Here is an 18936-nt window from a genome sequence, read left to right as displayed (position 1 = left end):
TGAGAAAGCGTTTCAGGTCGATGGGGTGTTGAAGGCTTCTTCGGCCTGGGTCAGCCTGGGCAGAGCGGCCAGGAAGCGGCGCAGTATGCCCGCCGAGTACACGCTGGCCACTTCGCGCAAAAAGAGGGGGAAGTCGATGTGCGAGTCGTCGTCGGCCCGGTCAGACACGGTGCGCATCACAGCGCAGGGCACGCCGAATTCGTGGCACACCTGTGCCACGGCCGCGCCTTCCATTTCCACGCAAAGCGCGTCGGGCATATCGGCGCGCAGCCGAGCCACGGCCTCGGCGCTGTTGAGGAACTGGTCGCCGGTGGCGATCAGGCCCAGGTGCGCAGCCGGCGCGGCGGGCTGCTCTGCCAGAAATTCGGCAGCGCAGCGCAGCAGCAGGGCCGAGAGCGCATCCGAGGTGGCGAAACGGTCTGTATGCAGCAAGGGCACTTCGAAGCGAGGAAAGAAGGGCCGTGCGTCCAGATCGTGCTGCGCCAGCGCGCTGCCGATCACCACGTCGCCCACTTGCACGTTTTCGGCGATGCCGCCGGCCACGCCGGTGAACACCACGCGCTCGACCTGAAACTGGCGCAGCAGCGTGGCGGTGGTGGCCGCCGCCGCCACTTTGCCCACCCGCGTGAGCGCGATCACGCAGGGTTGGCCGTACAGCACGCCGTGATGGTAGTCGCGCATGCCGATGCGCTGCGTGTGGGCGGTGGGGCCCATTTCATTCAGCAAAGCGCTGACTTCTTCGGCAAGAGCCGCGAGGATGCCTAGGGTTTTGATGATGGACTCCTGGGCAAGGTAAAGCAGAACACCTTATTTGAAAATCACAGGCGCGCCTCGACGGTTTCGACGATGTGGCGCAATACCTGGAGGCGAGCATAGCGCTTGTCGTCGGCCGATATCAAATGCCAGGGCGCGGCCGGCGTATTGGTGCGAGCCAGCATTTCGTTGGCCGCCTGCACATAGTCTTTCCAGTGCTTGCGGTTGCGCCAGTCGTCGGGGGTGATCTTGAAGTTCTTGAAAGGCGAGTGTTCGCGCTCCTTGAAGCGCGCAAGCTGTACGCCCCGGGAGACGGCCAGCCAGAACTTGAGCACGATGGCGCCGTTGTCGGCCAGTTGCGCTTCGAAGTCGTTGATTTCGTCATAGGCGCGGCCCCAATCGGCCGGCGCGGCGTAGCCTTCCACGCGCTCGACCAGCACGCGGCCGTACCAGCTGCGGTCGAAGATGGCGACGCGCCCCGGCGTAGGCACGTGGCGCCAGAAACGCCACAGATACGGATGCGCCGTTTCCACGGTGTCGGGCGCCGAGATCGGCGTGATGTCGTACTGCCGGGCATCCAGCGCGCGGGTGACGCGCCGGATGGCGCCGCCCTTGCCGGCGGCGTCCTGGCCTTCGAAGACCAGCACCATCGAACGACCGGCATGGAATTTGGCCGAACGCGTGGCCCGCGCCAACCGGCCCTGCATGAGACCCAGCTCGATTTCGTAGTCGTTCTTGGCGATGCTGGCGTTGTAATCGAGCTCGCCGAGGCGATCGGCGATGCGTGCGGGCCTGTCCGCCGCGAGGGCGCGGGCGCGCGCCGGGCGGGGCGCCTGGCGCCGGCGCAGCGCCGCCAGCAGCGTCTCGGCCGTGCGCAGATGGCGCAGTTGCGCATCGGCGCTGGGCACGATGGTCCAGGGGGCGTGGGGCAGGTCGGTGCGCTCGATTGCGGCGATGCCGGCATCGCGCAGGCGGTCGTATTTTTTTGGCACCTTGAGGTCTTCGGGCACGACCTGCCAGGCGGTTTCGGGGCTGGACAGCAAGACCCGGGTGCGCTCGGCCTGTGCCGCGGCGGACAGGTGATACCAGAGTTTGACGATCTGCACGCCGTTGGCGGCGAGCTCGGCCTCGAAGCGGCGTATGTGCTCGACCTCTTTGCCTATGCGCTCCGCATCGGGTCGTTTGCGCGCGGCTTCTTTCAAGAGCGGCGCATACCAGGAGCCGAATACGATGCCGATGCGGCCTTTGGCGGGCAGCGCGTTCCAGTAGCGCCAGTACGGGGGATACTGTGCTTCTTCAGGCGTGGGTGCGCCGAAAGCCAGGGTGTGGATGTGGCGCGGGTCCATCCACTCGTTCATCAGATTGATGGTGTTGCCCTTGCCGGAGCCGGCGATGCCGGCCACGACGACGAGCAGCATCCGGTCCGCTCGGTTCAGCAACTGGTACTGCGCGTTCAGCAGCGCGGTGCGCAGGCGCGGTTCCCGGAGATCGAAAGTCTTTTTGGCGAGTATCGGGTCTGATTCCGCTTCTTCGAACATGGCCGGCGCCCCTGGATTGGTCATGCGGCGATGTTCCGGCATTATGCGCAGGCGCGCAAGTTCCGGCCGCAGCGGCATGAACATGCCCGGCATGCGGTGATTTACGCAGAATAGCGGCGCGCGCCGAACAGGGCGCTGCCCACTCTGATTTCGGTCGAGCCCTCTTCGATGGCGAGTTCGAAATCGCCGCTCATGCCCATGGAGAGGCGGCGCAGATCGATGTTGGCGATGCCTTCGCCCTGCACCTGATCGCGCAGGTCGCGCAGTTGGCGAAAGCACGCGCGTACGGCTTGCGGGTCTTCGGAATTGACGGCCAGCGTCATCAAGCCTTTGATGCGCAAAGCCGGATAGTCGCGGGCCACCGCGCGCAGAAAGGCGGGTAGCTCGGCGGGCGCCAGGCCCGATTTGCTGGCCTCGGACGAGGTCTTGATCTGTACCAGCGCGTCGATGGCGCGGCCTTCCAGATCGAGGCGGCGCTGCAGCGCTTCGGCCAATTCCAGGCGATCGAGCGACTGCACTTCGGCGGCGTAGCGCGCGGCTTCCTTGGCCTTGTTGGTCTGCAGATGGCCGATCAGCACCCATTGCAGGCCCAGGTCGGCCAAGGGGCCGGCTTTCTGGCGGATCTCCTGCGTCTTGTTTTCGCCGAAACGGGTCAGGCCCAGGCCGGCCGCCTCTCGGATGAGATCGACGCCGAAGGTCTTGCTCACCGGCAGCAGCGTCACGTCGTCGGCCGGCCGGCCGGCCCGCGCGCAGGCGGCGGCCATGCGCGCGCGGATGGCCGCCAGGCGCGAGGCGAGCGTGTCGTCGGGAGAGAGCATGAGCGTGGCGTCGGTCATCGGATTGAAAAGCGGCATATGAAAACGGATAGGCGGCACGGGGCGCTGCGTGTTGCGGCCAAACGGGAACCGGATCATTATCCTACGGGTTTCTTCCACCCCGCTCGCCATCATGTCCGCTGCGCCGAATTACGCCTTTGCCGATCCGTTCAAGGAAATCTACATTCCCCCCATCCGTTCGCTGGCGCCCTACGCGTCGCGGCCGGGCACCGTATCGCTGTCGGGGGGCTATCCGGCGCCAGAGCTCTTCGACGTCGAAGGCTTGCGGGAAGCGTCCGATCGAATCATGCCCAACCTGCGCGGCTATCTGCAGTACGCCAACGTTGAGGGCCAGGCCAGCCTGATCACGGCCCTCATCGGGCTTTGCGGCGAGCGCGGCATCGCCTGCGCGCCCGACGAGATCCTGGTCACGGGCGGCGCTCAGCACGGTATGGCGCTGTTGTCGCGCGTGCTGCTTGCGCAGGGCGACAACGTCATCGTCGAGGATCCGGCGTTTCCCAATACCGTCCAGGCTTTCCGCTACACCGGCGCCCAGGTGCACGGCGTGCCTGTCACGTCGGCGGGCGTGGATGTCGATGCGCTGGACGACATGGCTGCGCGTCTCAAACCCAAGATCGTTTCGGTGGTGGCCTCGTTCTCCAATCCGGGCGGTGCCACCGTCAGCCGCGAAAATCGTCTCAGGCTGCTGCAATTGGCGGTCAAGCACCGCTTCCTTTTGATCGAAGACGATCCTTACGGCGAACTGCGCTATTGCGGCGAGAAGGTGCCGCCCATCATGGCCCTGGCCGACGCGCAATCGCGTCCGTGGGTGGCGTACACCTCCACCCTGTCCAAGACCATGGCGCCCGGCATGCGCGTGGGCTGGCTGATCGCACCGGCCGAGATCCGCCGCCGCTGCGTCAGCGCCAAGGCCGCCGATGACATGTCCAATCCGGTGTGGATCCAGGAAATCGCCGCGCAATACATCACGGGCGGCCGCTATCACGAGCACGTGCCGCGCATCCGCGCGGCGTACGGCGTGCGCTGCGACGCGCTGGACCGTGCGCTGACCGACACATTGGGAGACCGGGTCAGCTACGTCAAGCCCGAGGGCGGCATGTTCTTCTGGGTTCGCCTGACCGGCGAGATCGACGCCACGCGTCTTTTGCCCTATGCGATCGAGAAAGAAGTGGTCTTCGTGCCGGGACAAGGCTTCTATCTCGATCCGGCGCGGCATGTCGATTTGCATGCCATGCGTCTGTCCTTCGTCACCGTCGACGACGCGCGGTTGACGCTGGGCGTCGAGCGGCTGGCCCGAGCGCTCGAGGCGTGCGAGGCCGGCGAGCCGGTGGCGGTGTCGCTCGTTTGACGGCACGCAAAGCGCGATGCACAAGGCCGCGCAAACTGCGCGGCCTTGTTTTCTGCGGCCGTTGCGCCCGGCTGAATGCGCGGCTACGCCGCCCGCTTGGCAGCCGTGGCGTTGCCGGCGCGGCTGCCGCCTTTGCGGTCCAGATGGCCGGAGATCCACTGGCCGATGTCGACCAGCGCGTCGAAGTTCACGCCGGTTTCGATGCCCAGGCCGCGCAGCATGTAGACCACGTCTTCGGTGGCCACGTTGCCGGTGGCGCCTTTGGCATAGGGGCAGCCGCCCAGGCCCGAAACCGAGGCGTGGAAGATCGAGATGCCGGTTTCCAGCGATGCCAGGATGTTGGCCAGCGCCTGGCCGTAGGTGTCGTGGAAGTGGCCCGAGACACGCGCCGGATCGACCTTGGCGGTGACGGCGCTCATGACCTTGCGGGTGAGCAGCGGCGTGCCCACGCCGATGGTGTCGGCCACGTCGATCTCGTCACAGCCCAGCGCCAGGAAGCGCTGCGCCACGTCCACCACCGACTCCACGGGCACCTCGCCCTGGTATGGACAGCCCAGTGCGCAGCTGATGCTGCCGCGCAGCCGCATGCCGGCGGATTTGGCCGCCTGCGCCACGGGTTCGAAACGCGCGATGGATTCGGCGATCGAGCAGTTGATGTTCCGCTGCGAGAAGGCTTCGCTGGCGGCGCCGAAGATCACCACTTCGTCGGCGCGCGCCGCCAGCGCGCCCTCGAAACCCTTCATGTTGGGCGTGAGCACCGAATAGATCGTGCCCGGCTTGCGCCGTATGCCCGCCATGACTTGCGCGCCGTCGGCCATTTGCGGCACCCACTTGGGCGAGACGAAGGACGCCGCCTCGACGTTGGGAAAACCGGCATCGGCCAACCGCTCGACCAGTTCGATCTTGATCGCGGTGGGAATGAAGTTTTTCTCGTTTTGCAAGCCGTCGCGCGGCGCGACCTCGACAAGTTTCACGCGAGCTGGCAGGGACATTTTCGGCTCCGGAGCGGATGATGGATTGTTGATTCAACGATAGCGCAAAGCGGTCTGAGCCGCGAACGAAGCCCACACGCCATCGTCGGGTTCGGTGCGTCGTGATTTTCAGGAGCCCAGCCGCTGAAACCGCCCGTCGTCCAGCCGCGCGATATGCCCGGCCAGCTCCAGCTCCAGCAGCTGCGCCTGCAGCGTGGCGGTATCCAGGCCGGTGCGGGCCTGCAGGGCATCCAGATGCACGGGATCGTGGCCCAGGGCGCGGAGCAGCGGGGGTTCGGGGGCGATGGGCGCCTGCGTCGTCTTTTCCGCCGCGGGCCGCACGTCGGGCGCGGGCAGTCCCAGCTCATCCGTGATGTCCTGCGCGGTTTCGACCAGCTTGGCTCCCTGCCGGATCAGGGCATGGCAGCCGCGCGACAGCGGCGAGTGAATCGAGCCGGGAATGGCGAACACTTCGCGGCCGCTTTCGGCAGCCAGGCGGGCAGTGATGAGCGAGCCGCTCTGCTTGGCGGCCTCGACCACCAGCACGCCGCGCGCCAGACCGGCCACCAGGCGGTTGCGGCGCGGGAAGTTGAAGGCCCGGACCGGAGTGCCCAGCGGGAGCTCGCTGATCAGGGCGCCGTGCGCGGCGATGCGGTGTGCCAGATCGCGATGCGCAGCCGGGTAGATGCGGTCGATGCCGGTGCCCATCACCGCCGTGGTGCCCGCGCCTTCGGGGCCGGCGGCCAGCGCGCCTTCGTGCGCGGCGCCGTCTATGCCCAAGGCCAGGCCGCTGACCACGCTCCAGCCCTGTGCAGACAGGTGGCGCGAGAAGGCGCGGGCGTTTTCCTCGCCGCCGGGCGTGGCGCTGCGCGCGCCCACCACGGCCAGGCCGGGTTTGGACAACTGCGCGGGGTCGCCTGCCACATAGAGCAGTAGCGGCGGGTCGGCGATGGTGAGTAACTGCTGAGGGTAGGCGGGATCGGCCAGCGTGAGTATGTGCCGGCCCGGCTCGTCGACCCAGCGCAGCGTGGCCTCGATTTTTTCGGCGATCTCGGCGGGCGGTTCGGACGCGAGCTGCAAGGCCAGGCTCTGCGGGACGTGCCGCATCAGCTCGGCGGCCCGGCGGGCGTAGATTTGCGCGGGTTCGCCCAGGGCGGAGAGCAGGGCGTAGGCCAGCGACGGGCCCAGGTCGGGCTCGAGCGTCAGGCGCAGCCAGGCGGAAAGTTCGTCGTGGGGTTGCGTGAGCGGCATGGGCGCGCCGGCGGGAATGGAGAGGAACAGCGGGCTAGTGTCGCATGAGCGGGCCGCGGCCTTCGTCGCTGGCGTGACGGGTTTGCGACAGAAGCGACGGCGCGCGCATCGCCTCGCGCTATCCCGGAATTAGGAAAAAGCGATTAGAAATCAATGCACTAATCGACTATCATAGAGCCTTGAAAGTTTTCGACATTTTCCGCTTTTCATCATGGCCCTGCTTTCCATTCTCCGCTATCCCGATGTCCGCTTGCACAAAAAAGCCAAGCCGGTTCAGGTGGTGGACGACCGCATCCGCAAGCTGGTGCGCGACATGGCCGACACCATGTACGAAGCCCCCGGCGTGGGCCTGGCCGCCACGCAGGTCGACGTGCACGAGCGCGTCATCGTGATCGACGTGTCGGAAGAAGGCCGCGACCTGATGGTGCTGATCAACCCCGAGATCACCTGGAAGAGCGAGACCATCAAGACCTTCGAAGAAGGCTGCCTGTCGGTGCCCGGCATCTACGACGAAGTCGAGCGCTCCGAGCGCATCCGCTTCAAGGCGCTGGACGAAAAAGGCCAGCCCTACGAAATGGAAGCCGAAGGCCTGCTGGCCGTTTGCGTGCAGCACGAGATGGATCACCTCGACGGCAAGGTCTTCGTCGAATATCTCTCGCCGCTCAAGCAAAACCGCATCAAGACCAAGATGAAAAAGGCCGAGCGCGAGCTGGCCAAGGCATAAAGCGCAGGGCCGTTTCGGCTCCGGCCTATTTGCCCGAGATATTCCGTCAAGGCCGCAGTCTGCGGCCTTGACGTCTTTACGGCGCCGGCGAGAACACGCGCAGGCGATGACCGTCGGGATCCGTGGCGACGAAGGTGTAGCCGAAATCCATGCGGGTGGGCGTCTGTGCAATGGGCAGGCGCCGGGCGCTCCAATCGGTGTAGACGGCGTCGACGTCGGCATCGCTGTCGACCGGAAACGCCAGTTCGCCGCCGCCGCCCGTGACACTGACCGCGGGCTCGGCCGAATGACGGGACCACAGGCCCAGCATGATGCCGGATTCGAGGGCGAACAGCGCGAACGTCGGCGAGGCGTCGACAGGGCGCCTGCCGAGCAGGCCCGCGTAGAAATTCGCGCTGGCGGCAGGGTCGTTCACGTACAGAAGGCAGTAGTTCGGGTCGCGCATGGAAGTGTGCTCCGGAAAAAAGGGCGAGGCGGACGAATGCCTCGAATGTCATGCTAGGTCACGCTGCTGTCAGTTTTTGTCAGCAGCGTGATTGCTTAAGCCCATGTCCTGCTGTTCGCGCCAGGCCTTGAGCAGCGCCTGGCGGCGCCGGGGATAGCGCTGCGGCAGGATTTCCATCGCGGCGATGTGGTCCGTGCGGAAGTGACGAAACGCCTCGCGCAGTTCGCACCAGGCCACGAGCACCAGGGCCTGGTCGAAATAACCCAGCGCGCACGGCCATACGACGCGTTTCGATTCCGCGCCGCCCAGGCTGCGATAGTCGATGACGATCTTGCGCTCCGTGCGCAGGGCCTGGCGCAGCTGCGCCAGCTCGATGCTGCCCGCCGCGATGCCGGGCCCGGGGCCGATCAGCAGCGCCGAGGCATCGAGCGTATCGCGCAAGTCCTTGGGCAGCACCGCGGCGATTTTCTGCAGAGCCTCGCGCGCCGCCGATCCCAGCTTCGCGTCTGCCCGCTTGGCCACCCAGCGGGTTCCCAGCACGAGGGCTTCGATCTCTTCTTCCGAGAACATCAATGGCGGCAGCATGAAGCCGGGCCGCAGCAGATAGCCCAGCCCCGGCGCGCCGTCAATGTGGGCGCCTTGTTCCTGCAGGGTGCGAATGTCCCGGTAGAGCGTGCGCAGGCTCACGCCGAGCTGCTCGGCCAGGCGTTCGCCGGCGACGGGAAACCGGTGGCTGCGCAGAATCTGGATCAGGTCGAGCAGGCGGCGCGTGCGGGACATAAGGGTTTCAGGCCTTCGGCGCGAGGCAGCCGGCGTAAGAGAGCGGCATCTTGCAAATTTTTATGCCAGGGGAATGTAGATGTCGGTCTGCCACTCGTCCGGCGAGGCTTCGAGGCAAACGCTCACATAATGGAAGAACAAGGGGTGATCCCGCAATTCCTCTCCGCTCGAAGGCAGCCAGTCGCGGTAGATCGGGTAGATCGTCTCGCCGATATGGTCGGTCGACCCCGTATGCCGGACCACGGCGCAGCGGCCGCCGGGAATGACGATCTCGCGCACGCCGTAGTCGTTGGGCGCGACCGTTTCGGCGATCTCGCCGCAGATGTCGAAGCGGAATTCATCCTCGGGTGTCGTGTCGGGATTGTTGTGCGGAATGCCGAAGGTGCGGCTCGAAGACACGGAAGATTGCCCGCTGTGTTTGCGCCAGGCGATGAATTTTTGCACGCTTGCGTTGACCAGGCCGGGCGGCCCGATGTGTTCGAGCGCGGCGACGCGGGTCTCGGAGAAATCGACGATTTGCACTTGCATGGTGAGTTTCCTTGAAAGATAGGGAACGACGAAGTTCGCGCTCCAGACGTGCCAGCTCGGGCGCCGCCGAAATGCGCTGGGCGACAGGCCGAACGCGCGCTTGAACGCGCGGCTGAAGGCCTCCGGACTGTCGAAGCCCGCGTCCAACGCCGCATCCAATACCGGATAGGGCTCGCGCGCAGCCAATCGGCGGGCGGACACTTGCAAACGCATGAGCTGCACGTAGCGCGAGACCGGCATGCCGACGTAGGCGGCGAATTGCCTGTGAAAATGGAACTTCGAGAAGTTCGCGAGGCGGGCCAGCGTTTCCACCGACAGGTCGCCTGCGAGGTTGTCGCCGATGTGAGCCAGGACGGCTTCGAAGCGTTTCGCGTAATCGTGCATGGTCTGTGTGTTGTACGAGCTGCGCTATGGTCGCCGATGGCGCGGACGCGCGCCTAGCCGTTCTTGCTCGATGAGGGACAATAGCGTTTTCACGCTTTATTTTTTCGTGCCATGCGCCTTGTCTTCGCCGGAACCCCCGATTTCGCCCGTGTCGCCCTGCAGGCCCTGCTGGCCGCGGGGCACGAGATTGCGCTGGTGCTCACGCAGCCCGACCGCCCCGCGGGCCGCGGGCTCAAGCTCACGCCCAGCCCGGTCAAACAGGCCGCGCTCGATGCCGGCATCAAGGTGGCGCAGCCGCGCAGCCTGAGGCTGGACGGCAAGTATCCCGACGAAGCCGAGGCCGCGCGGGCCTTGCTCGAGCAAGCGGCGCCGGATGCGATGGTGGTGGCCGCCTACGGCCTGATCCTGCCCGCGTGGACGCTGCGGCTGCCGCGGCTGGGCTGCCTGAACATCCACGCCAGCCTGCTGCCGCGCTGGCGCGGCGCGGCGCCGATCCAGCGCGCCATCGAAGCGGGCGACGCGCAGACGGGCGTGACCGTCATGCAGATGGACGAAGGCCTGGACACGGGCGACATGCTGCTCGAACGCACGGTGCCCATCGGGGAGCAGCAGACGGCGGCCGAGCTGCACGACATGCTGGCCGAAGAAGGCGGTCTTGCCATCGTCCAGGCGCTGGCCACGCTGGCGCAATTGACGCCGCGCCGCCAACCGGAAGACGGCGTGACCTATGCCGCCAAACTGGACAAGGCCGAAGCCGCACTCGATTGCACGCAGGCCGCCGACCTGCTGGCGCGCCGCGTGCGCGCGTTCAACCCGGTGCCGGGGGCGACGATACGCTTGCCGGGCCTGATCGATCCCGTGAAAGTGTGGAAGGCGCAGGCTTTGCCGGGAGGCGCGGGCGAGCCGGGCAGCGTGTTGAGCGCGGCCGAGCAGGGCATAGACATCGCCACAGGCAACGGCGTGCTGCGCTTGCTGGAACTGCAGAAGGCGGGCGGCAAGCGCCAGCCGGTGGACGTGTTCGTGCGCGGCTGGCAGCCCGGTTGAGTTCTTCGGGCGTCGAGGCGCTTCGACTCAATACAGCGTGCTTTTCACTCGCGCTTGCAGCTCGCGGTCGTAAGTCTCGCCGTCGAACGTCCCGTTGCTGAAGTCGGCCAGCATGGTGCCGTTGCTGGGCAATCGGGCGCGCGCTATCTGACTGGAGGCGTCCCACAGTCCCGAGCGCACGACGGCGCGCGAGCACTGGAAGAACACGGTTTCCACGTGAATGACGAGCACCGAGCGCGGCAGCTTGCCGTTCACGGCGAAGCGCTCGAGCAGGGCGGGCTCCACGCGGATTTCGGCGCGACCGTTCACGCGCAGCGTCTCGCTCACGCCGGGGATCAGAAAGAGCAGCGCCACGCGCGGATCGGCCAGGATGTTGCGCAGGCTGTCGACGCGGTTGTTGCCGCGCCGGTCCGGGATCATCAGCGTCCTGTCGTCTTCGACGTGAACAAAGCCGGCCGGGTCGCCACGCGGCGACACGTCCAGGCCGTCGGGCGAAGAGGTGGCCAGCGCCGCGAAGGGCGCGGCCTCGATGAAGGCGCGGTAATGCGGGTGGACGTGGTCCACTTCTTTCAGGAGCGACGCGCCGCCTGGCTTGCCATAGAGCTGAGTCAGCGTGTCCAGGTCGGTGATGCGTTGCGGCGCTTGGTCGGACATGGCTGCGGTCGCGGCGGGAAGATCAGGCCGTCAGCGAAGGATGCGGCTCGTTGCGCCGTATCCACTGCAGCACCGGCGCCAGGGCCTCGATGGCCGGCGCGGTGGCGACGATGCGCTGCGCGTCGGTCCAGGGGTAGGGCAGCCGCGTGATCCAGTCGAGAATGATGTCGGCCTCGTTGGCCGGCAAGGTCAGCATGGTCTCGATGGTGATGACCAAACTGTCGGCCTGGTGCGGTTCGCGGCGGAAAGTCCAGTCGTAGATGCCGCAACCCACGCGGGCCTGGCCCGACGCCTTCTCGGTCATCGCCACGACCCAGTCGCAGCGGTAGGCATCGAGCACGGCGCCGTCGGCGGGACGCGAAAGATAGAAGGTGTAGACGTTGTCGTAGGCTTGTCCGAAGCGGCGCGCCAGCGTGTCGGCGATGGCCTGCAGGCCGCGCGATTCGGGAGGAAAGGCGATGGCCTGCGTGCGCAGCGCCATCTTCAGCACGGCGTCGGGCGCGAAGGCGCGCGCCATATACCAGGGGCGGTTCTCGTCCTTGGCATGGAAATAGTCGCGCAGGACGGAGGCCGTGTCGCGCGGAATCTGATCCTGCATGATCACTTGCCTTCGGTGATCCATTTCGAGACGGTGGGAGGCTGATAGGCCGCGTAGCGGTCCAGGAGCGCCGCCGGGCTGGACTCGATCATCAGCATGGCACGGTGCTCTTCGCGCATGAAACGCTCTTGTGCCGCGTGATCGAGAAAGGCGGCGAGCTTGTCGTAATAGCCGGCAATATTGAGCAGGCCGCAGGGTTTGGCGTGAAAACTCAGTTGCGCCCAGGTCCAGGTCTCGAAGATTTCTTCGAGGGTGCCGGCGCCGCCGGGCAGGGCGATGAATCCGTCGGACATCTCGGCCATCATGCGCTTGCGCTCATGCATGGTGGGCACGATGTGCAGCTCGGTCAGGCCCAGGTGCGCCACTTCCTTGGCTTTCAGGCGTTCGGGCAGAATGCCGACGACGCGGCCGCCCTCTTCCAGTGCGGCGTCGGCCAGGACACCCATGAGTCCGACATTGGATCCGCCGTAGACCAGCCCGATGTCGCGCCGCGCCAGCTCGCGGCCCAGGCCCCGAGCCTCTTCCACGTAGACGGGTGTGCGGCCGGTGTTGGAGCCGAGGTAGACGCAGATGTTTTTCAAGGCCATTTCTTATTAAACCGTTTCGCCCCAAAGATCGTATTCGTCGGCGTCGGTGACCCGCACGCGCACCAGGTCGCCGGCCTTCAGGGGATCGTCGCTGTCCACGTACACCACGCCGTCGATCTCGGGCGCGTCGGCGCTGGAGCGGCCGACGATGTCGCCGTCTTCGTCGGGACCGTCGATCAGCACGTCGATCTCGCGGCCCACCTTGGCCGAGAGGCGCGCTGCCGAGATGGCCTGCTGGTGCTCCATGAAGCGTTCCCAGCGTTCCTGCTTGACTTCGTCGGGCACGTGCTCGCCCAGCGCATTGGCCGGCGCGCCTTCGACCGGCGAATACTGGAAGCAGCCCACGCGGTCGAGCTGGGCTTCGGTCATCCAGTCCAGCAGGTATTGGAAATCGTCTTCGGTTTCGCCGGGAAAGCCGACGATGAAGGTCGAGCGGATGGTGAGTTCGGGGCAGGCCTCGCGCCACTGCTTGATGCGCGCCATGGTCTTGTCTTCGAATGCCGGCCGCTTCATGGCCTTGAGCACGCGCGGGCTGGCGTGCTGGAAGGGGATGTCCAGGTAGGGCAGGATCTTGCCCTCGGCCATCATCGGGATGACTTCGTCCACGTGCGGATAGGGATAGACATAATGCAGGCGCGTCCACACGCCCAGTTCGGACAGCGCGCCGCAGAGCTCGGTCATGCGCGTCTTGACGGGACGGCCGTTCCAGAAGCCGCTGCGGTACTTGAGATCGACGCCGTAGGCGCTGGTGTCTTGCGAGATCACCAGCAGCTCTTTCACGCCGGCCTTGACCAGGCGTTCGGCTTCGTTCAGCACGTCGCCCACCGGCCTGCTGACCAGGTCGCCGCGCATCGAGGGGATGATGCAGAAGCTGCAGCGGTGATTGCAGCCTTCCGAAATCTTCAGATAGGCGTAGTGGCGCGGCGTGAGCTTGACGCCCTGCGGCGGCACCAGATCGATCAGCGGATTGTGGTCCTGTCTGGGCGGGGCGGCGTCGTGCACGGCGCGCACCACCTGTTCGTACTGCTGCGGGCCGGTCACGGCCAGCACGCTGGGATGCACGTTGCGGATGACGGACTCTTCCACGCCCATGCAGCCGGTGACGATGACCTTGCCGTTCTCGGCAATGGCCTCGCCGATGGCGTCGAGCGATTCGGCCTTGGCGCTGTCGATGAAGCCGCAGGTGTTGACCACGACGACGTCGGCGTCGTCGTAGCTGGGGCTGATCTGATAGCCCTCGGTGCGCAGCTGGGTGAGAATGCGTTCGGAGTCGACCAGGGCTTTGGGGCAGCCGAGGGAGACGAAGCCCACTTTGGGCGCAGTGGCGTTAGGCATAAAAAACGGTTTCCTGACAAGGCTTTATTGTACTGCGGGCCGGAGCAGGCTCCGGCGCTGCGCAGATGCGGCTTGCAGGCTTTCAGGGGGCGGCCATCGTCAGCCACGCGGCCGCGATGAAGCTACCCCATCCCCTGTTCTCGCCGGCGGCGATTCAGCAGCAGACATGGCAAAAGTTTACTAATAATAATTAATATCGTTTAAGTCGGGCGTGAGCGCGGACGCGCATGGTTCAATGCCGCTATGCCACACGCCGCAACAACCGTCTCTTTCTCCGCCCAGCCACCCCTGTCGGCGCTGTTGCTGGCGGCAGCCGACGCCATCCTCGCCGTGCAGCAGGGCCGTTCGCTGACCGACGTACTGGCCCGAACCGACGCCGCGCTGCGGCCGGGCACGCAAGCCCTGGGCTTTCATGCCATGCGCCAGTTGGGCTGGGCCGACGAGATCGCCGGTCTGCTGCTCAAGAAATCGCCCGGGGCGCGTCTGTCTGCGCTGCTTCGCGCTGCGCTCACGCTGCTCAAGCCCGTCGTCGAATCCCTGCCCGGCATGCCGTCCTATGCGCCGCATACGGTGGTGAACCAGGCCGTGCAAGCCGCCGCGGACGAGCGCAAGCTGGCGCCGTACAAAGGGCTGCTCAACGCCTGCCTGCGCCGTTTCCTGCGCGAGCAGGAGGCCCTGGACCGGGCCGTCGCCGACCTGCCGCGCGCGCGCTGGAATCACCAGCCCTGGTGGATCGACCGGCTGCGGGCCGACTATCCCGAGCAGTGGACCGAGCTGCTCGAGGCGGCCAACGTGCCCGCGCCGCTTGCGCTGCGAGTCAACCGGCGCCGCGCGACGCGCGAGCAGGTGCTGGAGGCTTTTCAGGCGGAAGGCATCGCAGCCGATCCGGCCGGCGATGTAGGGTTGGTTCTCGCCGTGCCCAGGCCGGTGACTCAGTTGCCGGGATTCGCGCAGGGCTGGTGGTCGGTGCAGGACACGGGCGCGCAGCGGGCCGCACCGCTGCTCGCGCCGCGCGACGGCATGCGGGTGCTGGACGCCTGCGCCGCGCCCGGCGGCAAGACGGCGCATCTGCTGGAACTGGCCGATCTGGATCTGCTGGCGCTGGACGTGGACGCCGCGCGCCTGGAGCGGGTGGCGCAGAACCTGGACCGCCTGCAATTGCGCACGCCGCGCGTGGCGCTGCGCCAGGCCGACGCCGCAGACCCGGATGCCTGGTGGGATGGCCGTCCTTTCGACGCCGTGCTGGCCGACGTGCCCTGCACGGCCTCGGGTATCGTGCGCCGCCATCCCGACATACGCTGGCTGCGCCGGGCCGAGGACGTGGCGCGCACGGCCAGATTGCAGGCCGATATCTCGGATGCCTTATGGCGCACCGTGGCGCCGGGCGGGTTGCTGCTGTATGTCACGTGCTCGATTTTTCCGGCCGAAGGCGAGGCCCAGGCGCTGGCATTCCAGGCCCGTCATCCCGACGCGCGGCGCCTGCCCGCGCCGGGCCAGCTGCTGCCCGTTGCCATCGGCGCAACACCCGCAGCCCAGCATGACGGATTTTTCTACGCCTTGTTTGCCAAGCAGGGATGAATCGCCAAGAATAGGTGACATGACACTACGCGCTTCTCTTTTTTTGGCGATTTCGCGCGGTTTTCTGGCCTTCCTGTTGGCAACTTCCCTGTTCGGCATCATGAGCGGGCAAGCCGCCCGAGCCGCTAACGCCAACGCCGGCGATCCGCGCATCGAACGCATCGACCCGGTCGTGCGCAACGGCCGGATCGAACTCGATGCCGACGTGAACTTCGCCCTCAACGATCAGCTGCGCGACGCCGCGCAGCGCGGGGTGCCGCTGTTCTTCACCGCCGACCTGGTCATCAAGCGCTCGCGCTGGTGGTGGTTCGACCATACCGTGGTCAACACTTCGCTGACCTGGCGCATCGTCTACAACGCGCTGACGCGCCAATGGCGGGCGGGCACGGGCGCGCTGTCGCTGCCGGTGGCCTCGCTCGACGACGCCATGGATCTGGTGCGGCACATCCGCAATTGGCCGGTCGGCGCCGCCGATCAATTCGAGTCCGACGTGAAGTATTCGGGCCAGCTGCGCGTGCGGCTCGATACGTCCATGCTGACGCGGCCGCTTCAGGTCAATGCCTTGAACAGCAGCTCCTGGTCTCCCGCCACGCCCTGGACCGGCTTTACCTTTTCTTTGGCGCGGCCCGCACGATGAGCCGGTTTTCGCGCTTCGTCCTCATCATCGGCGCATTGAGCGGCCTGTCTCTGCTGGGCCTTCTGGCCTGGTCCACCGGCAACGCCTCGCGTTTCGCGCATTATTACGATGCGCTGCTGCTGCTCAACGGCATCTTCGCGCTGGCCCTGCTGGTCTGGGTGATAGGCCTGACCAGCAAGCTGGTTCGCCAGATCCGCCGCCGCCAGTTCGGCGCCCGGCTTACGGCGCGCTTCTCGCTGGCCTTCGCCCTGATCGGCGTGGTGCCGGGAGCGCTGATCTACACCTTGTCGGTGCAATTTCTGTCTCGCTCGATCGAGTCCTGGTTCAACGTGCGGGTCGACACCGCGCTCGATGCCGGCCTGAACCTGGGCCGCGCGGTGCTCGACACGCAACTTGCCGACTTGAGCGCGCGGGCGCGCACCATGGCCAGCGGCCTGAACAATCTCAGCGACAACGACATTGCGCAGGCCTTGACCCGCTTGCGCGAGAACAGCGGCGTGCAGGAAACGATGGTGTTCACCAGCAGCGGCCGGCTGGTGGCCTTCTCTACCAACCAGTACGGCCAGCTGTTGCCGGCCATGCCGCCATCGACCGTGATGAACCAGATCAAGCTGACGGGCGGCTATTCGGCCGCCGAGGCTTCCGATCCGGCGTCCCCGGGCGGGGAAAGCACGCTGACGCTGCGGGTGGTGGTTCCGCTGATCTCGCCGGAGCGTTTTGACGGCAATCTTCTGGGCACGGTCAACGAGACGCGCTGGCTGCAGCTGGTGCAGCCGGTGCCCGAGCAGCTCGCCCGCAATGCCAACCGCGTGCAGCGGGGCTTCAGCGACTACCAGGAACTGGCGCTGTCGCGATTGGGCTTGCGCAAACTCTACGGCATCACGTTGACCCTGGCGCTGCTGTTGGCCATGCTGGCTTCCATCGCGGTGGCGCTGTCGTTGTCCAAGCGCCTGGTGCGGCCTCTTCTGCGCCTGGCGGCAGGCACGCAGGCGGTGAGCGTGGGCGATTACCGGCCTCTGCCCGAGCCGCCCGAGCGCGACGAGGTCGGTCAGCTCACGCGTTCGTTCAACGCCATGACGCGCCAGCTCGACGAGGCGCGTCGCATGGTCGAAAGCAACCGCCTGCAGCTGGAGCGCTCCAATGTCTATCTGGAAAGCGTGCTGGCCAATTTGTCGTCCGGCGTGCTGGTCTTCGACGAAGGCTTTCGCGTGACCACGATCAACCAGGGGGCGCAGACCATTCTGCAGGCCGACCTGCGTTCGGTGATAGGTCGGCCGCTCGAAACGGTCGACAACATGCTCGAGTTCGCCAATCTCATACGTCAGGCTTTTTCCGAACATGCCGCCGTGGGCTCGGAGCGCACGCACTGGCAGCAGCAGTTCGAGCTCAAGCGCGCGCAGGGCGAGGCGACGATTCTGCTGGCGCGCGGCAGCCACTTGCACGTGGACGACCGGGGCAACGGCTATCTGGTGGTGTTCGACGACATCACCGAGGTCATCTCGGCCAGCCGCACTGTGGCCTGGGGCGAAGTGGCGCGGCGCCTGGCGCACGAAATCGAGAACCCGCTCACGCCCATCCAGCTTTCGGCCGAACGACTGGCCATGAAGCTGACCGACAAACTCGAGCCGACCGACGCGCAGATGCTTGCGCGCTCCACCAATACCATCGTCAACCAGGTAGGATCGTTGAAGAAGATGGTGGACGATTTTCGCGAATACGCCCGCACGCCGCCGGCGGTAATGCAGCGCATAGGCTTTAACAGCCTGGTGTCCGACGTGCTGGCGCTTTACGGCTGGGATGCGGGCAGCAGCGAAGGCCCGCGCGCGCTCAACCTGGACGTGCATCTGGAGCCCGACCTGCCCGATATCGAAGGCGATCCGACGCAGCTGCGCCAGGTCATCCACAACCTGCTGTCCAATGCCCGCGATGCAGTGGCCGAACGCGGCGAGGCCGGGCGGGTAATGGTGTCGACGCAATTGGTCGAAGGCCGTGCCCAAGGCGAGCGCGCGGTGCGCTTCATCGTGGCCGACAACGGCCCGGGCTTCGCGGCCCAGGTGGCGCAGCGGGCCTTTGAGCCTTATGTGACGACCAAGGCGCACGGAACTGGGTTAGGATTGGCCATCGTGCGCAAGATCATCGACGAGCATGGCGGCCGCATCGATCTTGCCAATCGCAAGGAAGGCGGAGCCCGGGTGTCCATATTGCTGACCCGTCTGGCAGCCGACCCGGCCTGAAAGAACGAGCTTGCCGCTCCGGGTTTTTTCGGCCAGGGGCGGCTCCGCGGCAAAAAAGAGCGATAATGCGGCCACGCAATAGGTGAGAGGTTTATGGCCAGGATTCTGGTGGTCGACGACGAGGTTGGCATACGCGAACTTCTGTCCGAGATTCTTTACGACGAAGGACACACGGTCGAACTCGCGGAAAACGCCGCGCAGGCTCGCGCCGCGCGTCTGCGCATGCGTCCCGACCTGGTTTTGCTCGACATCTGGATGCCCGACACCGATGGCGTGAGCCTGCTCAAGGAGTGGGGCTCGCAGGGCCTGCTCGACATGCCCGTCATCATGATGAGCGGCCATGCCACCATCGACACGGCGGTCGAAGCCACGCGCATCGGCGCCATGGATTTCCTCGAAAAGCCCATTACGCTGCAGCGTCTGCTCAAGACCGTTGCCGCGGGCCTGGCGCGTGGCCGCGTGCCGCATGCGGCGCCCGCCGCCGTCAATCCGGCCGTCGCCAGCCCGATCGTGGCGCTGGAAGACGAACTGGATCCGCCCGCCGCGCTGGCCGCCGTGTCCGCCAACGATGTGCCGGCCACGTCCAACGGCCAGCTGGGCAGCATCTCGCTGGACCAGCCGCTGCGCGAAGCGCGCGACGAATTCGAGCGCATCTACTTTGAATACCACCTGGTCAGGGAAAGCCACAGCATGACGCGCGTGTCCGAACGT

At 66.3% G+C, this 18936-nt stretch carries 19 protein-coding genes; 7 read left to right on the top strand and 12 right to left on the bottom strand.

The window, feature by feature from the left end; all coding sequences use genetic code 11:
• Positions 1 to 12: 12 nt before the first annotated feature.
• From ACTHJ1_RS17050 to ACTHJ1_RS17040, 3 genes are all read right to left on the bottom strand, one after another.
• On the bottom strand, positions 13 to 774 hold the full coding sequence (locus tag ACTHJ1_RS17050; protein ID WP_440194967.1) for a 5'-methylthioadenosine/adenosylhomocysteine nucleosidase: 762 nt from the start codon (positions 772 to 774) through the stop codon (positions 13 to 15).
• Between the two features lie 44 nt (positions 775 to 818).
• On the bottom strand, positions 819 to 2291 hold the full coding sequence (pap, locus tag ACTHJ1_RS17045) for a polyphosphate:AMP phosphotransferase (RefSeq protein WP_440194964.1): 1473 nt from the start codon (positions 2289 to 2291) through the stop codon (positions 819 to 821).
• 101 nt (positions 2292 to 2392) lie between these two features.
• On the bottom strand, positions 2393 to 3127 hold the full coding sequence (locus ACTHJ1_RS17040) for a YggS family pyridoxal phosphate-dependent enzyme (protein ID WP_440194961.1): 735 nt from the start codon (positions 3125 to 3127) through the stop codon (positions 2393 to 2395).
• A 109-nt stretch (positions 3128 to 3236) separates the two neighbouring features.
• On the opposite strand from ACTHJ1_RS17040, the gene ACTHJ1_RS17035 reads away from it, so the two are divergent.
• On the top strand, positions 3237 to 4475 hold the full coding sequence (locus ACTHJ1_RS17035) for a PLP-dependent aminotransferase family protein (protein WP_440194958.1): 1239 nt from the start codon (positions 3237 to 3239) through the stop codon (positions 4473 to 4475).
• Positions 4476 to 4558: 83 nt separating this feature from the next.
• Here ACTHJ1_RS17035 and ACTHJ1_RS17030 read toward each other — a convergent pair whose 3' ends face one another.
• Together ACTHJ1_RS17030 and dprA are read right to left on the bottom strand one after the other, a co-directional pair.
• Positions 4559 to 5467: a hydroxymethylglutaryl-CoA lyase gene (locus ACTHJ1_RS17030; protein ID WP_440194847.1), complete on the bottom strand. Its 909-nt coding sequence runs from the start codon at positions 5465 to 5467 to the stop codon at positions 4559 to 4561.
• A gap of 108 nt (positions 5468 to 5575) precedes the next feature.
• Positions 5576 to 6697, bottom strand: a complete 1122-nt coding sequence (gene dprA / locus ACTHJ1_RS17025; protein WP_440194844.1) for a DNA-processing protein DprA — start codon at positions 6695 to 6697, stop codon at positions 5576 to 5578.
• A 211-nt stretch (positions 6698 to 6908) separates the two neighbouring features.
• Between dprA and def the strand changes: the two genes are divergently transcribed.
• Positions 6909 to 7421 (top strand): peptide deformylase, encoded by a 513-nt coding sequence (gene def, locus ACTHJ1_RS17020; protein ID WP_440194841.1) that lies wholly within the window; start codon positions 6909 to 6911, stop codon positions 7419 to 7421.
• Between the two features lie 76 nt (positions 7422 to 7497).
• On the opposite strand, the gene ACTHJ1_RS17015 is transcribed toward def, so the two are convergent.
• The 3 genes from ACTHJ1_RS17015 to ACTHJ1_RS17005 all read right to left on the bottom strand — a co-directional run bounded on the left by ACTHJ1_RS17015 (position 7498) and on the right by ACTHJ1_RS17005 (position 9558).
• On the bottom strand, positions 7498 to 7866 hold the full coding sequence (locus ACTHJ1_RS17015; protein WP_440194840.1) for a VOC family protein: 369 nt from the start codon (positions 7864 to 7866) through the stop codon (positions 7498 to 7500).
• Between the two features lie 69 nt (positions 7867 to 7935).
• Positions 7936 to 8646, bottom strand: coding sequence for a helix-turn-helix transcriptional regulator (locus ACTHJ1_RS17010; RefSeq protein ID WP_440194837.1), 711 nt, complete (start codon positions 8644 to 8646; stop codon positions 7936 to 7938).
• A gap of 60 nt (positions 8647 to 8706) precedes the next feature.
• On the bottom strand, positions 8707 to 9558 hold the full coding sequence (locus ACTHJ1_RS17005) for an AraC family transcriptional regulator (protein WP_440194834.1): 852 nt from the start codon (positions 9556 to 9558) through the stop codon (positions 8707 to 8709).
• Between the two features lie 111 nt (positions 9559 to 9669).
• Between ACTHJ1_RS17005 and fmt the strand changes: the two genes are divergently transcribed.
• Positions 9670 to 10602 (top strand): methionyl-tRNA formyltransferase, encoded by a 933-nt coding sequence (gene fmt, locus ACTHJ1_RS17000; RefSeq protein WP_440194831.1) that lies wholly within the window; start codon positions 9670 to 9672, stop codon positions 10600 to 10602.
• 27 nt (positions 10603 to 10629) lie between these two features.
• Here fmt and ACTHJ1_RS16995 read toward each other — a convergent pair whose 3' ends face one another.
• Genes ACTHJ1_RS16995 through rimO form a run of 4 tightly spaced genes read right to left on the bottom strand, consistent with a single transcriptional unit; the run spans position 10630 to position 13776 of the window.
• Complete coding sequence (locus tag ACTHJ1_RS16995) at positions 10630 to 11256, bottom strand: pyridoxamine 5'-phosphate oxidase family protein (RefSeq protein ID WP_440194828.1); 627 nt, start codon at positions 11254 to 11256, stop codon at positions 10630 to 10632.
• A 22-nt stretch (positions 11257 to 11278) separates the two neighbouring features.
• Positions 11279 to 11854 carry a hypothetical protein gene (locus ACTHJ1_RS16990; RefSeq protein WP_440194825.1) on the bottom strand — a complete coding sequence of 192 codons (576 nt, stop codon included), beginning with the start codon at positions 11852 to 11854 and terminating at the stop codon, positions 11279 to 11281.
• Positions 11855 to 11856: 2 nt separating this feature from the next.
• On the bottom strand, positions 11857 to 12441 hold the full coding sequence (locus tag ACTHJ1_RS16985; protein ID WP_440194822.1) for a TIGR00730 family Rossman fold protein: 585 nt from the start codon (positions 12439 to 12441) through the stop codon (positions 11857 to 11859).
• A 6-nt stretch (positions 12442 to 12447) separates the two neighbouring features.
• Positions 12448 to 13776 carry a 30S ribosomal protein S12 methylthiotransferase RimO gene (gene rimO / locus ACTHJ1_RS16980; RefSeq protein WP_440194819.1) on the bottom strand — a complete coding sequence of 443 codons (1329 nt, stop codon included), beginning with the start codon at positions 13774 to 13776 and terminating at the stop codon, positions 12448 to 12450.
• Positions 13777 to 14019: 243 nt separating this feature from the next.
• Between rimO and rsmB the strand changes: the two genes are divergently transcribed.
• From rsmB to ACTHJ1_RS16960, 4 genes are all read left to right on the top strand, one after another.
• The gene (gene rsmB / locus ACTHJ1_RS16975) at positions 14020 to 15354 is read left to right on the top strand and encodes a 16S rRNA (cytosine(967)-C(5))-methyltransferase RsmB (protein ID WP_440194817.1); all 1335 of its coding nucleotides are present in this window, start codon (positions 14020 to 14022) and stop codon (positions 15352 to 15354) included.
• 19 nt (positions 15355 to 15373) lie between these two features.
• A complete protein-coding gene (locus ACTHJ1_RS16970) occupies positions 15374 to 15991 on the top strand; it encodes a DUF4390 domain-containing protein (protein WP_440194814.1) in 618 nt (205 codons plus the stop codon).
• Positions 15988 to 18225 (top strand): ATP-binding protein, encoded by a 2238-nt coding sequence (locus ACTHJ1_RS16965; RefSeq protein ID WP_440194811.1) that lies wholly within the window; start codon positions 15988 to 15990, stop codon positions 18223 to 18225. The genes ACTHJ1_RS16970 and ACTHJ1_RS16965 overlap by 4 nt, the downstream gene beginning before the upstream one ends.
• 93 nt (positions 18226 to 18318) lie before the next feature.
• The coding region (locus tag ACTHJ1_RS16960) for a response regulator (protein WP_440194808.1) at positions 18319 to 18936 on the top strand (618 nt) is incomplete at its 3' end.

Origin of the sequence: Bordetella sp. (genome assembly GCF_051960075.1) — a bacterium.
Classification (GTDB): Bacteria; Pseudomonadota; Gammaproteobacteria; order Burkholderiales; family Burkholderiaceae_B; genus Bordetella.
The sequence above is the reverse complement of the archived record's forward strand: the minus strand, read 5'-3'. Positions and strand labels throughout refer to the sequence as shown.

Excerpts from the sequence above, each read along its gene's own strand:
- pap (WP_440194964.1), bottom strand. The coding sequence starts at position 2,291 with ATGTTCGAAGAAGCGGAATCAGACCCGATACTCGCCAAAAAGACTTTC.
- ACTHJ1_RS17040 (WP_440194961.1), bottom strand. The coding sequence starts at position 3,127 with ATGACCGACGCCACGCTCATGCTCTCTCCCGACGACACGCTCGCCTCG.
- ACTHJ1_RS17030 (WP_440194847.1), bottom strand. The coding sequence starts at position 5,467 with ATGTCCCTGCCAGCTCGCGTGAAACTTGTCGAGGTCGCGCCGCGCGAC.
- dprA (WP_440194844.1), bottom strand. The coding sequence starts at position 6,697 with ATGCCGCTCACGCAACCCCACGACGAACTTTCCGCCTGGCTGCGCCTG.
- def (WP_440194841.1), top strand. The coding sequence starts at position 6,909 with ATGGCCCTGCTTTCCATTCTCCGCTATCCCGATGTCCGCTTGCACAAA.
- ACTHJ1_RS17015 (WP_440194840.1), bottom strand. The coding sequence starts at position 7,866 with ATGCGCGACCCGAACTACTGCCTTCTGTACGTGAACGACCCTGCCGCC.
- ACTHJ1_RS17010 (WP_440194837.1), bottom strand. The coding sequence starts at position 8,646 with ATGTCCCGCACGCGCCGCCTGCTCGACCTGATCCAGATTCTGCGCAGC.
- ACTHJ1_RS17005 (WP_440194834.1), bottom strand. The coding sequence starts at position 9,558 with ATGCACGATTACGCGAAACGCTTCGAAGCCGTCCTGGCTCACATCGGC.
- fmt (WP_440194831.1), top strand. The coding sequence starts at position 9,670 with ATGCGCCTTGTCTTCGCCGGAACCCCCGATTTCGCCCGTGTCGCCCTG.
- ACTHJ1_RS16995 (WP_440194828.1), bottom strand. The coding sequence starts at position 11,256 with ATGTCCGACCAAGCGCCGCAACGCATCACCGACCTGGACACGCTGACT.
- ACTHJ1_RS16990 (WP_440194825.1), bottom strand. The coding sequence starts at position 11,854 with ATGCAGGATCAGATTCCGCGCGACACGGCCTCCGTCCTGCGCGACTAT.
- ACTHJ1_RS16985 (WP_440194822.1), bottom strand. The coding sequence starts at position 12,441 with ATGGCCTTGAAAAACATCTGCGTCTACCTCGGCTCCAACACCGGCCGC.
- rimO (WP_440194819.1), bottom strand. The coding sequence starts at position 13,776 with ATGCCTAACGCCACTGCGCCCAAAGTGGGCTTCGTCTCCCTCGGCTGC.
- rsmB (WP_440194817.1), top strand. The coding sequence starts at position 14,020 with ATGCCACACGCCGCAACAACCGTCTCTTTCTCCGCCCAGCCACCCCTG.
- ACTHJ1_RS16970 (WP_440194814.1), top strand. The coding sequence starts at position 15,374 with ATGACACTACGCGCTTCTCTTTTTTTGGCGATTTCGCGCGGTTTTCTG.
- ACTHJ1_RS16965 (WP_440194811.1), top strand. The coding sequence starts at position 15,988 with ATGAGCCGGTTTTCGCGCTTCGTCCTCATCATCGGCGCATTGAGCGGC.